Consider the following 13,717-nt stretch of genomic DNA (forward strand, 5'->3'; position numbering starts at 1 on the left):
AAAGGCGGGCCCCCTGCGGGACCCGCCTGTGTCGTCGACCGCGGCGGACGCGATCAGCGGCCCAGTTCGAACACCACGTCCAGGTTGACCGAGACGGTCGATTCGCCCGGTGCGACCGGGGTGGCCTTGTCCATCGCCGCACCGGCCGCCATGGTGCGCATCATCTGCATCGGGCGGAAACCGCCGCTGCTGTTCTCGGAGATGCTGACGATGCGGCGCACCTGCAGGCCCAGCGACTTGGCATAGGTCTGGGCGCGGGCCTGGGCCTTCTTCAGCGCGGCCAGGCGGGCTTCGTCATAGACCGGTTCGGGCTGGTCGATCTCAAACTGCGGACCGTTGATCTGGTTGGCGCCCTGAGCGGCCAGCGCATCGAGCACCTTGCCGAGCTTGGCGATGTCACGGACCTTCAGGCTGACCGTGTTGCTGGCCTGGTAGCCGGTGATCTTCGGCGCCTCGTTGTCGGCATAGCGGTACTGCGGGTTGAGGCTGACGCCGCTGGTCTGCACGTCGCGCTCGGCGATGCCGGCGGCCTTGATCGCGGCCAGCACCTTGTCCATCTGCTGGGCGTTCTGGCGCATGGCGCTGTTGCCGTCGGCGGCCTGGGTGACCACGCCGGCCGACAGGGTGGCGACGTCCGGCACGCGGGTGGCCTCGGCGTTGGCCGAAATGTTCAGCAGGGTGCCTTCGGCCGCGGCGGCGATCGACGGCGACGACGGAGCAGCATGGGCAGTCATCGAGGTTCCAAGGGCGAGGGACAGGGCGAGCAGCAGCGGGGTGGCGGTCAGGCGCATGGGATCTCCTTGTTGTGCGGTGAGGGTGGTGTCGTAGCGATGAACGCGCTGTGAGCCTGTAAGGGGTTGTACGCGTTCCGTAACGGGTTGCCGACGATTCAGGTGACGGGCTCAGGTTATGCTGTGCCGATGCTCTATCTTGCTTCCCGCTCCCCCCGACGCAACCAGTTGCTGGCCCGACTCGGACGCCCTTTCCAGGCCCTGGACCTGGAGGTCGTCGAGCAGCGCGCCGCGACCGAGAGTGCCGAACAGTATGTGTGCCGGGTCGCCGCCGACAAGGCGCGCGCCGGGCTGGCCCGGGTGCTGGCCGAAGACCCGCAGGCGCGGGTGCTCGGCTCGGACACCGAGGTGGTGCTGGACGGTGAAGTGTTCGGCAAGCCGGCCGACGCCGCCGGCGCGCGCGCGATGCTGGCGCGCCTGGCCGGGCGCACCCACCAGGTGATGACTGCGGTGGTGGTGGTCGGCGCCGACGGGCTGGACAGCGAACTGGTCATTTCCGAAGTGACCTTCGCCCCGATCGCCGCCGCCGACATCGCCGCCTATGTCGCCACCGGCGAGCCGTTGGACAAGGCCGGGGCCTACGCCATCCAGGGCGGGGCCGAGCGCTGGATCGAACATCTTTCCGGCAGCTACTCCGGCGTCATGGGGCTGCCATTGCTGCATACCGATCGTCTGCTGGCGCGCTGTGGCGTGCCGGCCCCCACTGCCGATGCCGCCAGGGAGGCTGCCGATGTCTGAGGAAATCCTGGTCAATGTGACCCCCCGCGAAACCCGGGTCGCGGTGATCGAGAACGGCATGCTGCAGGAACTGCACATCGAGCGCGGCTGGCGCCGGGGTGTGGTCGGCAACATCTACAAGGGCAAGGTGCAGCGGGTCATGCCCGGCATGCAGGCCGCGTTCGTCGAGGTCGGCCTGGAGCGCGCCGCGTTCCTGCACGCCAACGACGTGGTGCGCCCGGCCCCGGTGGCCAGTGCCGACACCGAGAACACGACGCTGCCGCCGCCGGCCAGCGTGCCGATCGTCGAGCTGCTGCGTGACGGCCAGGACATCGTGGTGCAGGTGGTGAAGGACCCGATCGGCACCAAGGGTGCACGCCTGACCACGCAGATCAGCATTCCCTCGCGCTACATGGTGCTGCTGCCGCAGTCCAAGGTGGTGGGGGTGTCCGCGCGCATCGAGGATGAAACCGAGCGCGCCCGCCTGAAGGCGCTGGTGACCGAGTTGTCGGCGCAGCACGGCGGCTACGGCTACATCGTGCGCACCAACGCCGAAGGCCAGCCGGCCGAGGCCATCGCCGAGGACATCGCCTACCTGTCGCGCGTGTGGAACGTGGTCGAGCGCCGCGGCCGCGAAGCGCCGTCGTGCAGCATCATCTATGAAGACCTGAGCCTGCCGCTGCGGTCGGTGCGCGACCTGATCCGCAAGGACGTGGACAAGGTGAAGGTGGACTCGAAGGAGACCTTCGGCCAACTGCAGGCCTTCGTCGCCAAGTACATGCCGGTGCTGGCCGAGAAGCTGGAGCTGTACTCCGGTGACCGCCCGATCTTCGACATGTTCGGCGTGGAGGACGAGATCGGCCGCGCGCTGGACAAGCAGGTGCCGCTGAAATCCGGTGGTTACCTGGTGATCGACCAGACCGAGGCGATGACCACCATCGACGTCAATACCGGTTCGTTCCTCGGCCAGCGCAACCTGGAAGAGACGGTGTTCCGCACCAACCTGGAAGCGGCACAGGCGGTGGCCCGCCAGCTGCGCCTGCGCAACCTGGGCGGCATCATCATCATCGACTTCATCGACATGGACGATGCCGAGCATCGCCGCCAGGTGCTGCGCACGCTGGAAAAGGCGCTGGCCCGCGACCATGCCAAGACCACGGTGTACGACTTCTCGCCGCTGGGGCTGGTGGAGATGACGCGCAAGCGCACGGTGGAAAGCCTGGAGCGCCAGCTGTCGGAAACGTGCCCGCAGTGCAGTGGCCGCGGCAGCATCAAGACCACCGAGACGGTGACCTATGAGATCTTCCGCGAGATCACCCGTGCCGTGCGCCAGTTCGATGCTGCGCGCCTGCTGGTGATCGCCTCGACCAAGGTGGTCGCGCGCATTACCGATGAGGAATCCTCGGCGGTGGCCGAGCTGGAAGAGTTCCTCGGCAAGAGCATCCGCTTCCAGGCGGACGAGCAGTACCTGCAGGAGCAATTCGATGTCGTTCTGCTCTGATCCTCGCCGGCTGCAGGCCGGCGGTGGCCGATGAGCGCGCCGCCGCGCCTGCGACTGCGAAGGATCCGCCGTCATTTCATTGCCGCCTGTGCGGTGGGCCTGGTCGGGCTTGCACTGCTGGTGGGCACGCTCAGCCAGCTGCTGCCGCTGGCCGAGCGTCATCCTGACAGGATCGCCGCCTGGCTGAGCGAGCGTGCCGGCCAGCCGGTGCGTTTCGACCAGCTGCAGACCGCCTGGACCCGTCGTGGCCCGCTGCTGCAGCTGAAAGGCCTGCGCATCGGCGCCGGGCAGGGCCTGGCGATCGGCGAGGCCGAGGTGCTGGTATCGATGTACAGCGGGCTGCTGCCCGGGCGCTCGCTGACCGAGCTGCGCCTGCGTGGCCTGGCGCTGGATCTGCAGCAGGGCGAGGACGGACGCTGGACGGTGCGCGGGCTGCCGCAATCGGACAACGGCGGCGATCCGCTGGATGCGCTGCGCCGGCTGGGCGAGCTGCAGGTGATCGGGGGGCGCCTGGGCGTGCACGCGCCGACGTTGGGCATCGACACCACGCTGCCGCGCATCGACCTGCGCATGCGGGTCAATGGCGATCGCCTGCGCGTGGGCCTACGCGCCTGGGCGCAGCCCGAAGCGCTGCCGCTGACCGCGGTGCTGGACGTGGACCGTGCGCGCGGCAACGGCGAGGCCTGGCTGGGCGCCGACCCGGTCGATTTCCACGCCTGGGCGCCCTTGCTGGCGGCTGGCGGCGTGCGCCTGCGCGAGGGCAAGGGCGAGTTGAACCTGTGGTTGACCCTGCGCGATTTCGCGCCGGTGGCGCTGACCACGGATTCGGACCTGCGCGACGTGCGTATCGATGGCGCACCGATACCCGGCATGGCGGCGCCGCAGCTGCAGCTGCAGCGACTGCAGGCCCGCCTGCGCTGGCAGCGCCAGGCCGAGGGCTGGGCGCTGCAGGTACCGCAGCTGCGGCTGAAGAATGAAGACGGCGAGCAGCGCCTCGATGGCCTGCAGCTGCAGGTCGGCAAACAGCTGCAGGTCCGTTCCGGTGAAGTGCAGGCCGGCATCGCACTGCGTGCGCTGGCCCTGAGTGATCGCCTTGAGCCGGGCCTGCGTCGCTGGCTGTTCCTGTCCAGGCCGCAGCTGGACGTGCGCGCGTTGCAGCTGTCGGGCGAACGCGATGGCCCCCTGTGGGCGCAGGGTGAACTGCAGTCGCTGGGTTTCGCCAGCGTGGGCAACTCGCCCGGCCTGCGCGGCCTGGGCGGGCGCTTTGAAGGCGACGCCGACGGCTTCAGCCTGCAGCTGCAACCGCAACGGCAGCTGCAGTTCGATTGGCCGACCGGCTTCGGCGTGCGCCATGACCTGCACCTGGCCGGACAGATCGTGGGCTGGCGCGACGAGGGCGGTGGTTGGCGGATCGGGACGCCGGCGATGCGTGTGGAAGGCACCGACTACGCGGCCGACGTGCGCGGCGGGGTCTGGTTCCAGGGCGACGGCACGCGGCCGTGGCTGCAGCTGGCCGCGAAGCTGGACGACGTGCCGATGACGGCGGCCAAGCGCTTCTGGATCCACTCCAAGATGAGCAAGGGCGCCACCGACTGGCTGGACATGGCGCTGGCTGGCGGCCAGGTGCGCAATGGCGTCGGCCTGGTCACCGGTGACCTGGACGACTGGCCGTTCGACAACAATGATGGCCGCTTCGAGGCCACCGGCCACATCACCAATGGCGACATCCGCTTCCAGCACGACTGGCCGCTGATGAGCCAGGTCGACGCCGACATCGCCTTCATCGGCCCTGGCTTCGACATGCGTGGACGGGGTGATCTTGCCGGCGTGGCGGTACAGAAATTCGAAGCGGGCATTCCGGACTTCGGGCACCAGCCGTTGTACGTACGTGCCGACGCGCCGAGCGAGGCCGGCAAGCTGCTGGCGATGCTGCGCCAGAGCCCGTTGCACAAGGATTACGGCGATACGCTGGACAATCTGGTCGCCAGTGGTCCGGCCCATGTGACCTTCGATCTGCTGCAGCCGCTGCATCAGGATGAAGGCGAGGGCCACCTGCAGGGCACGGTCGATCTGGCCGGCGTGAAGCTGGTCGACAAGCGCTTCCAGCTGACCTTTGACAACATGCACGGGCAGGCGCGCTACAGCAATGGCGGTTTCGGCGCCGAGGACCTGGCGGTGCGCCACCTCGGCCAGGAAGGACGGCTGAGCCTGCGTGCCGGCGGTTACGTGCATGACAGCACGCGCGCCTTCGAGTCGCAGCTGACCGCCCGCCTCGATGCCAGCGTGCTGATCGACCGTGCTCCCGAGATGGCCTGGCTCAAGCCTTACATCAACGGCAATTCGGCCTGGACCATCGGCGTCAACCTGCCCAAGGTGGCGCCCGGCGCACCTGCGCCGCCGAGCGAGCTGCGACTGGGTTCGGACCTGGTCGGCACCCGGCTCGACCTGCCGGCGCCGCTGGACAAGCCGGCCGCCGAGCCGCTGGCGACCACGGTGGCCGCGCAGCTGCCGATGGGCGCCGGCCGCATCGACGTAGCGTTCGGCCAGCGCCTGGCCCTGGCCGCGCGCAGCCACAACAACCAGACCGGTGTGCAGGTCACGCTGGGCAGCGACCATGTCGACCGCGAGCCGCCGGCGAGCGGACTGACGGTCAATGGCCGCAGCCCGACCCTGGATGCGCTGGAGTGGATCAGCCTGGCGCGCGGGGGAAGTGACGACGACGCGATGCCGCTGCGCGCGGTCGACGTGCAGGTCGGCCAGCTCAAGCTGATCGGCGGAGTGTTCGAGCAGACCCGGCTGCAGCTGCACCCGGGCCCGCAGGCACTGGACGTGCGCCTGGACGGGCCGTCGCTGGCCGGCCGCCTGACCGTACCCAACGCCGACGGCGGCACCATCAGCGGCCAGCTTGACCGCGTGCACTGGCAGTCACTGCCGGCGGTACCGGGGGCGGCCGCCGCGCCGGCGCGGGTACAGGCCGGTGCCAATGACATGGACCCGGCCAAGCTGCCGCCGTTCGCGCTGGACATCGCCGACCTGAAGTTCGGCAAGGTGGTGCTGGGCCAGGCGGTGCTGCGCACGCGCCCGCTGGCCAACGGCCTGAACGTGGACGCGTTGCGCTTCCGCGCGCCGGACCAGGAAATCGACATCACCGGCCGCTGGCTCGGCCGTACGGGCGGCGCCCGTACCGAACTGACCGCGCAGGTGCGCAGCGAGGACCTGGGCGGGCTGATGCAGAACCTTGATTATGGCGGCCAGCTGCGCGGCGGTTCCGGCCAGGCGCAGCTGCAGGCGGCCTGGAGCGGGGGGCCGTCGGACTTCCAGCTGGGCAACCTGCAGGGCAGCCTCGACCTGCAGGCGCGCAATGGCCAGCTGCTGGAGCTGGAGCCGGGCGCCGGCCGCGTGCTGGGCCTGCTGAGCGTCGCGCAGCTGCCGCGGCGGCTGATGTTCGATTTCCGCGACTTCTTCTCCAAGGGCTTCGCGTTCAACCAGATCGAGGGCAGCATGCAGTTCGGTCAGGGCATGGCGCGCACCGACAAGGTGCTGATCGAAGGCCCGGCGGCCAACATCACCATCCGTGGCCAGGCCGACCTGCGCAACCAGCAGTTCGACCAGACCATCGACGTCAACCCGCGCGCGGGCAACCTGCTGACCGTGGTCGGTGCAGTGGCCGGCGGCCCGGTGGGGGCGGCGCTGGGCGCGGCCACCAATGCGGTATTGTCCAAGCCGCTGGGCGAGATTGGCGCCCGTACCTACAAGGTGACCGGTCCATGGAAGGAGCCGAAGGTGGAAGTGATCGAGCGCAGCCGCGACAAGACCCCATCACCGCCCGTGCCGGCACCTGCACCGGCCATTCCGCCGACCGTCACCGACCTGCCGCGCTCGCGCTGAGCACGGCGTCCTGTTCACGGGGCTTGCCTGAGCGCCCCCGCACCCCCAGATCGAAACCATGACTGATATCGCCCTGACGCTTGCCCAAGACCGCCTGCTGCGCCCCGGCGGCCTGGATACCGCCGGCCTGGAGCTCACCTTCGGGCAGCTGCTCGGCCCTGGTGTCGACTTCGGCGACCTTTATTTCCAGCACGCCCGCCGCGAGAGCTGGAGCGTGGAAGACGGCATCGTCAAGGACGGCGCCCATTCCATCGAGCAGGGCGTGGGCGTGCGGGCGATTTCCGGCGAGAAGACCGGCTTCGCCTACTCCGATGACATCCATGCCGATGCGCTGCTGGCGGCGGCGCAGTCGGCGCGCGCGATCTCGCGCGAGGGCGGTGCGCAGACCGGACGTTCGCTGCTGCGCGGCAATGCGCGCGCGCTGTACCCGGCGCTGGACCCGATCGACGGCATCGGCAACGAGGCCAAGGTCGAGGTGCTCAAGCGCCTGGATGGCTACCTGCGTGCCGCCGACCCGCGCGTGAAGCAGGTGATGGTGAGCCTGTCCGGCGGCGTCGATACGGTGCTGATCGCCCGCAGCGACGGCGTGCTGGCGGCCGACGTGCGCCCGCTGGTACGCCTGAACGTGCAGGTCATCGTCGAACACAACGGCCGTCGCGAGTCCGGCTACGCCGGTGGCGGTGGCCGTTATGGCTACGAAGCGCTGTTCGCCAGCGGCCGCCCCGAAGCCCTGGCCCAGGAAGCGCTGCGCCAGGCGCTGGTGAACCTGGACGCGGTGCCGGCGCCGGCCGGCATGATGCCGGTGGTGCTCGGCCCGGGTTGGCCGGGCGTGTTGCTGCACGAAGCGGTCGGCCACGGCCTGGAAGGCGACTTCAACCGCAAGGGCACCAGCGTCTACGCCGGCCGCATCGGCGAGCGTGTCGCCGCACCGGGGGTGACCATCGTCGACGACGGCACCCTCGACGGTCGCCGCGGTTCGTTGAACATCGACGACGAAGGCCACCCGAGCCAGTGCACCCCGCTGATCGAGGACGGCATCCTGGTCGGCTACATGCAGGACAGCCTCAACGCGCGGCTGATGGGCATGGCCCCGACCGGCAACGGGCGCCGCGAATCGTTCGCGCACCTGACCATGCCACGCATGACCAACACCTACATGCGCGCCGGCGAGCACGACCCGCAGGAGATGATCCGTTCGGTGAAGAAGGGCCTGTACGCGGTCAACTTCGGCGGTGGCCAGGTCGACATCACCAGCGGCAAGTACGTGTTCTCGGCCACCGAGGCCTACCTGATCGAGGATGGCCGCATCACCACCCCGGTGAAGGGCGCGACCCTGATCGGCAACGGCCCGGAGACCATGCAGAAGGTGCGCATGGTCGGCAACGATCTGGCCCTGGACGAGGGCGTGGGCATCTGCGGCAAGGACGGGCAGAGTGTGCCCGTGGGTGTCGGCCAGCCCTCGCTGTTGATCGAGGGCATCACCGTCGGCGGTACGCAGGCCTGAGCGTGGCGATGGCCGCGGCCACCGCCCGGGCCGGCGCGGACTCAGTCCTCGTCGGCCTCGTCGACCGGATCGCCGGCGTGTTCGTCGCCCGCCGTCTTCAAGCCCAGCGCCGCCGGCAGCATCAGCGTACGCAGCACCTGGAAGATCTCGCGGTAGGCGCGCGGCGGCTTGTTCTTCGCCTTTTCGGCCTGCGCGTTGCGTACCAGGGTGCGCAGCTGCTGGCGGTCGGCCTGCGGGTAGTCGTCAAGCAGGGCGGCCAGCGCCTTGTCACCGTCGGCCAACAGGCGGTCGCGCCAGTCTTCCACGCGGTGCATCATCGCCACTTCGCGGCGGCCAGTCTCGCTGTTGGCGTCCAGCGCATCGCGGATCGCGTCCAGCGTTGCCTCGTCCTCGCGGCGCATGTGCTTGGCCAGGAACGCCAGCTGGCGCTTGTGGGCGATGTGGGCGGTGATGCGCTTGCACTCGGCGATATGCGGCAGCAGGTCTTCCGGGATCGGCAGGCGCGCCAGCTGGGCCGGGGTCAACGACACCAGCTTCTCGCCCAGGGCCAGGACGTCGAGCGCGTCGCGCCGGTTCTGGCTGCGGCTCTTGTCGTGGAATTCACCGGTTTCTTCGTCGCGTCCGCGCATCGTCCCTACCTGATCTCAAAAAAAGTCGCCCGGCGTGATGCCGGGCCCAACCTGTACAGGATAAAGCATTGAACGTGATCGCCCCTGAAGTGGCCGTCGGCGACGACAGCCCGGCCCGGCTGGAACGGCTGGCCGACCTCTCCCAGCAGCTGCTCGACCGCGCCCGCGCGCTGGGCGCCAGCCAGGCCGAGGTCAGTTGCAGCGAGGACCGCGGACTGGAGGTCAATGTCCGCCTCGGCGAGGTCGAGACCGTGCAGTCCACGCGCGACCGCGGCATCGCCGTGACCGTCTATTTCGGCCAGCGCAAGGGCAGTGCCAGCACCGGTGACCTGAACGAGGCCAGCCTGGCCGCTACGGTCGAGCAGGCCTGCGCGATTGCCCGGCATACCGAGGATGACCCGGCTGCCGGCCTGGCCGAGGCCGCACTGATGGCCACCGACTTCCCGGAGCTGGACGGTTGGCACCCGTGGGCGCTGCAGGCCGATGAGGCGGTGGACCTGGCCCTGGCCTGCGAGGCGGCCGGTCGCGAGGCCGACGCGCAGATCCGCAATTCCGACGGCGCATCGGTGTCGAGCATGCAGAGCCTGTCGGTGTATGCCAATTCGCATGGTTTCTTTGGTCGTGAGCGCGGCACCCACCATTCGGTCGGCTGCGCGCTGATCGCCGGGCAGGGCGATGGCATGCAGCGCGATGGCTGGTACACCAGCGCGCTTGGCCGGGAGGACCTGGAAGACGTGGGCCTGGTCGGCCGTCGTGCCGCCGAGCGCACCGTGGCCCGCCTGCAGCCGCGTTCACTGGCTACTGGCAGCATGCCGGTGCTGTTCGCCCCGGAAGTGGCGCGCAGCCTGGTCGGCCACCTGCTGTCGGCGGTGTCCGGCGGCGCCTTGTACCGCCAGGCCAGCTTCCTGCTGGACAGCGTCGGCCAACGCCTGTTCCCGGAATGGATGCAGATCGACGAGCTGCCGCACCTGCGCCGTGGCCTGCGCTCGGCCGCCTTCGACGGCGACGGCGTGGCCACCCGTAGTTCGGCGCTGGTCCGAGACGGCGTACTGCAGCGCTACGTGCTGGGCAGCTATTCGGCGCGCAAGCTGGGCCTGCAGACCACCGCCAATGCTGGCGGCGTGCACAACCTGCAGCTGGCGGCCAATGCCGGCCCGCTGGAAGAGATCGCCCGGCAGATGGGTGACGGCCTGCTGGTGACCGAGCTGATGGGGCAGGGCGTGAACGGGGTGACCGGCGATTACTCACGAGGCGCGGGCGGCTTCCGTGTCGAGAACGGCGAGATCCAGTACCCGGTGGACGGCGTCACCATCGCCGGCAACCTGCGCGAGATGTTCAGCAGCATCGAGGCGGTCGGCAGCGACGTCGACCCGCGCTCGCACATCCGGACCGGTTCGATCCTGCTGGGGCGGATGACCGTCGCCGGTAATGATTGATGGCATTGATGACGTAAGCTATGCGCGCCTGACGCAACCAGCTTGGTGCTGGTGGGTCAAGACCACCCAATGAAAAGGAGTTTTGTCGTGAGCGAATTCGATAACGTCCCGCCGCCGCCGGCAACCACCGATGCCCCGGCCGACCAGCGCACCATGGCGCTGGCTGCGCACCTGCTGGGCATCTTCACCTGGTTCATCGGCGCCCTGATCATCTGGCTGATCAACAAGGATGACGCCAGCAAGGCCTTCGTGACCGACCAGGCCAAGGAAGCGCTGAACTTCCAGATCACCGTGACCATCGCCATGGTCATCAGCATCATCCTGATGGTGGTGATCATCGGCGGCATCCTGGCGCCGATCGTGGGCATCATCAACCTGGTGTTCTGCATCATTGCCGCAGTCAAGGCCAACAACGGCGAAGCCTATCGCTACCCGTTCACCCTGCGCCTGATCAAGTAATACCGGCCGCATGCGCAAACAGGAACGCCCGGCATTGCCGGGCGTTCCTGTTTGAGGGCAGCGTCACCGGCGGCGATCAGTGATCGCGTTCCACCGCCAGCGTTGCCAGCGCGCGCAGCGCATCGGCCTCTTCGCCATGGCCGGCCAACGTGGCCTGCATGCGTGCGGCCAGTTCGCGCAGCTGCGCCTTCGCGCCGTCCATGCCGAGCAGCGCGGGGAAGGTGCTCTTGTCCTGCGCCTGGTCCTTGCCGGCGGTCTTGCCCAGCTGTTCGGAACTGGCTTCGACATCGAGGATGTCATCGCGGACCTGGAAGGCCAGGCCGAGTGCATCGGCGAAACTGTCGAGCTGGGCCAGCTGCGGCTCGTGGGCCTGGCCGCACAGCGCCCCCATGCGCACCGCTGCACGGATCAGCGCGCCGGTCTTCAGCGCATGCATGCGGGTCAGTGCCGCCAGGGTCTGCTGCTGGCCGGTGGCATCGATGTCCAGCGCCTGGCCACCGCACATGCCGGAGGCGCCGGACGCGTGAGCGAGGGTCTGCAGGCAGGCCACGCGCAGCGTGGCCGGCAGCGGCGCATCGGCCAGCAGGCCGAAGGCACGCGTCTGCAGGGCGTCGCCGGCCAGGATCGCGGTGGCTTCGTCGAAGGCGATGTGGGTGGTCGGCTTGCCGCGGCGCAGGGCGTCGTCGTCCATCGCCGGGAGGTCGTCATGCACCAGCGAATAGGCGTGGATCAGCTCGACAGCCATCGCCGCCGCGTCCAGCTGTTCCGGCTGCGCGCCGAACAGGTGGCCACTGGCATACACCAGCAGCGGTCGCATGCGTTTGCCACCGCCCAGCACCGAATAGCGCATGGCCTGGAGCAGGCGCTGCGGTGCTTCGGCAGGCGAGGGCAGGGCGGCATCGAGCTGGCTTTCGATACGGTCGCGCCAGCGCGCGAAAAGGGCTTCAGCCGTCATGGTTGGGCGGATCGAAAGGCTCGGCCGTTTCCGGCTGGGCCGGATCGATGAGCAGGCGCACGCGCAATTCGGCCTGCTCCAGCGCCTGCTGGCACTGACGGTACAGACCGACACCGCGTTCGTAAGCACTGAGCGACGCTTCCAGGCTCAGCTCGCCGGTTTCCATCTGCTCCACCAGCTGCTCCAGCGATTCGAGCGACTGCTCGAACTGGGCGACCGGGGAGGCGTTTTCGGGGGACTTCTTGGCCATGCGGCAAGTGTGGACGGGCTGCGCGCGGGGGTCAATTCACCAGCCGCCCGGACGCCACTGCAGCTGCGCGTCGTGGGCCTGCAACCAGGCCTGCAGGGGAGCTGCGATGACCACGTCGGCGGCGGCAAGCAGCTGCGCTCCATCGAAGACCAGCGGCAGCTGGGCGCGTCGCCAGGGGGCAAGGTGTTCGCGTTGCAGGCAGTCCTTCAGCGCATGCGAATGCTGGCGACCGGGCAGCAGGATGCGTTCGCCGCCCACACGCGCACGGACCTGGAGCGGCCGTTCGAAGGCCTCGGCGCCGTGCAGGTGCAGCTGACCGCCATCGGGCAGCGCCAATGGCGCGCGTCCATCCCATCCGGCCTGCCAATCATGGGGAAGCGCCGGCAGTTGCGCGGGCAGGAGATAGGCATGATCGCGCCATTGCTGGATGGCATGATCGTGCCAGCGCACCCGCGCCTGGCGATCGTTGCTGGCTGGCAGCAGCTCGTCCAGCGCCTGCTGCAGCACCGTGGCCGGCAGTGGGGCGGCCCCATGGCCGATCACCCAGGCACGCAGCACGCGCGCGGCGCGGCCCGGTGACACCTGGCGCAGCAGCTGCAGCGACAGCACACGCGGTGCCACCTCCAGATGCACGATCAGCTCGGCGTCCTCCTCGTCCAGCAGTTCGCGGGTCTGCCGGCAATGCAGGGCGCTGCCCGCCAATGCCGCGGCGGCGTGCGGCCAGCGCTGGCGCAGCAACGGCAGCACCTGCAGTCGCAGGAAATTGCGATCGGCGTGGTCGTCGGCGTTGCTGGGGTCTTCAACCCAGTGCAGCGCGTGCTGGTGCGCATAATCGAGCAGCGCACGGCGCGGCACCGCCAGCAGCGGTCGCCACACACGGTGTTCGCCTACGCGGCTGTCTGCGGACATCGCGGCAAGACCATCGACGCCGGAGCCACGCAGGGCACGCAGCAGGAAGGTCTCGGCCTGGTCGTCCAGGTGCTGCGCCAGCGCCAGTGTTTCGCCGTCGCGCAGTTCGGTGGCGAACGCGGCGCGTCGCGCCTGCCGTGCTGCGCCTTCCAGGCCCAGGCCCGATGTGGGGTCGATCTGCACGCGATGCACGGCCAGTTCGATGCCCAGCGCTGCGCATTGCTGCTGGCAATGCAGCACCCAGTCGTCCGCATCGGGGTGCAGGCCATGGTGCACGTGCACCGCGCGCAGCGCCGTGCTGGAGGCCTTGGCGCAGCGCCACAGCCAGTGCAGCAGCACCGTCGAGTCGACACCGCCGCTGTAGCCCACCAGCAGTGGCGCATCCAGCGGAACGAGGGCAGGGAAGGCAGTCACGGCGGCAAGTATAGGGTTGCTCGGCAGGGCTGCGCCCTGCACCCGGGTACGATCCAGAGCAACGGCAACAGCAACAGCAACAGCAGAAGCTGGTTTCCTGAGGGGAGGCGGGGTGGGTCCGGTTGCGGGAGACGCCGTAAACCCCCAGGCCGGCCCAGCCGCTGGCGGCTGTGCGTTCGGGCGCTTGCGAAGCAGTGCTTCGCAAGCAAAGCGCCCTCACCCATGGGGGCTTGGCCGCGGCATCCATGCCGCGGACACTCCCGC

The 13,717-nt window shown here is 69.2% G+C and carries 11 protein-coding genes; 6 read left to right on the top strand and 5 right to left on the bottom strand.

All coding sequences use genetic code 11. The features are described 5' to 3' along the window. Positions 1-53 precede the first annotated feature (53 nt). The gene (locus VG556_RS17970; RefSeq protein WP_049406598.1) at positions 54-791 is read right to left on the bottom strand and encodes an SIMPL domain-containing protein; all 738 of its coding nucleotides are present in this window, start codon (positions 789-791) and stop codon (positions 54-56) included. Between the two features lie 129 nt (positions 792-920). On the opposite strand from VG556_RS17970, the gene VG556_RS17975 reads away from it, so the two are divergent. The 4 genes from VG556_RS17975 to tldD are packed head-to-tail and all read left to right on the top strand — an operon-like array spanning position 921 to position 8,401. After that, complete coding sequence (locus VG556_RS17975) at positions 921-1,529, top strand: Maf family nucleotide pyrophosphatase (protein ID WP_032961948.1); 609 nt, start codon at positions 921-923, stop codon at positions 1,527-1,529. Continuing rightward, a complete protein-coding gene (gene rng / locus VG556_RS17980) occupies positions 1,522-3,009 on the top strand; it encodes a ribonuclease G (RefSeq protein ID WP_005418079.1) in 1,488 nt (495 codons plus the stop codon). Before VG556_RS17975 ends, rng begins: the two co-directional genes overlap by 8 nt. A 30-nt stretch (positions 3,010-3,039) precedes the next feature. Further along, the gene (locus VG556_RS17985; protein WP_100450430.1) at positions 3,040-6,897 is read left to right on the top strand and encodes a YhdP family protein; all 3,858 of its coding nucleotides are present in this window, start codon (positions 3,040-3,042) and stop codon (positions 6,895-6,897) included. 58 nt (positions 6,898-6,955) lie between these two features. Then, positions 6,956-8,401 (top strand): metalloprotease TldD, encoded by a 1,446-nt coding sequence (gene tldD / locus VG556_RS17990; protein ID WP_100450429.1) that lies wholly within the window; start codon positions 6,956-6,958, stop codon positions 8,399-8,401. A 41-nt stretch (positions 8,402-8,442) separates the two neighbouring features. Here the strand turns inward: tldD and yjgA are convergent, their stop codons facing one another. Beyond that, positions 8,443-9,030, bottom strand: coding sequence for a ribosome biogenesis factor YjgA (yjgA, locus tag VG556_RS17995; RefSeq protein WP_014647935.1), 588 nt, complete (start codon positions 9,028-9,030; stop codon positions 8,443-8,445). Between the two features lie 68 nt (positions 9,031-9,098). Here yjgA and pmbA point away from each other — a divergent pair, with 68 nt between their 5' ends. Together pmbA and VG556_RS18005 are read left to right on the top strand one after the other, a co-directional pair. Next, a complete protein-coding gene (pmbA, locus tag VG556_RS18000; RefSeq protein ID WP_100450428.1) occupies positions 9,099-10,466 on the top strand; it encodes a metalloprotease PmbA in 1,368 nt (455 codons plus the stop codon). A gap of 87 nt (positions 10,467-10,553) precedes the next feature. Beyond that, positions 10,554-10,925 carry a DUF4870 domain-containing protein gene (locus VG556_RS18005; RefSeq protein ID WP_014647933.1) on the top strand — a complete coding sequence of 124 codons (372 nt, stop codon included), beginning with the start codon at positions 10,554-10,556 and terminating at the stop codon, positions 10,923-10,925. A 76-nt stretch (positions 10,926-11,001) separates the two neighbouring features. On the opposite strand, the gene VG556_RS18010 is transcribed toward VG556_RS18005, so the two are convergent. The 3 genes from VG556_RS18010 to tilS are packed head-to-tail and all read right to left on the bottom strand — an operon-like array spanning position 11,002 to position 13,453. Further along, positions 11,002-11,880 carry a polyprenyl synthetase family protein gene (locus VG556_RS18010; RefSeq protein ID WP_100450427.1) on the bottom strand — a complete coding sequence of 293 codons (879 nt, stop codon included), beginning with the start codon at positions 11,878-11,880 and terminating at the stop codon, positions 11,002-11,004. Then, positions 11,870-12,130: an exodeoxyribonuclease VII small subunit gene (locus VG556_RS18015; protein WP_100450426.1), complete on the bottom strand. Its 261-nt coding sequence runs from the start codon at positions 12,128-12,130 to the stop codon at positions 11,870-11,872. Before VG556_RS18015 ends, VG556_RS18010 begins: the two co-directional genes overlap by 11 nt. Positions 12,131-12,166: 36 nt before the next feature. After that, entirely contained in the window at positions 12,167-13,453 is a 1,287-nt protein-coding gene (gene tilS, locus VG556_RS18020) for a tRNA lysidine(34) synthetase TilS (RefSeq protein ID WP_238381473.1), read from the bottom strand. Positions 13,454-13,717 lie beyond the last annotated feature (264 nt).

This window comes from Stenotrophomonas sp. CASM106 (assembly GCF_049384825.1).
GTDB lineage: Bacteria > Pseudomonadota > Gammaproteobacteria > Xanthomonadales > Xanthomonadaceae > Stenotrophomonas > Stenotrophomonas muris.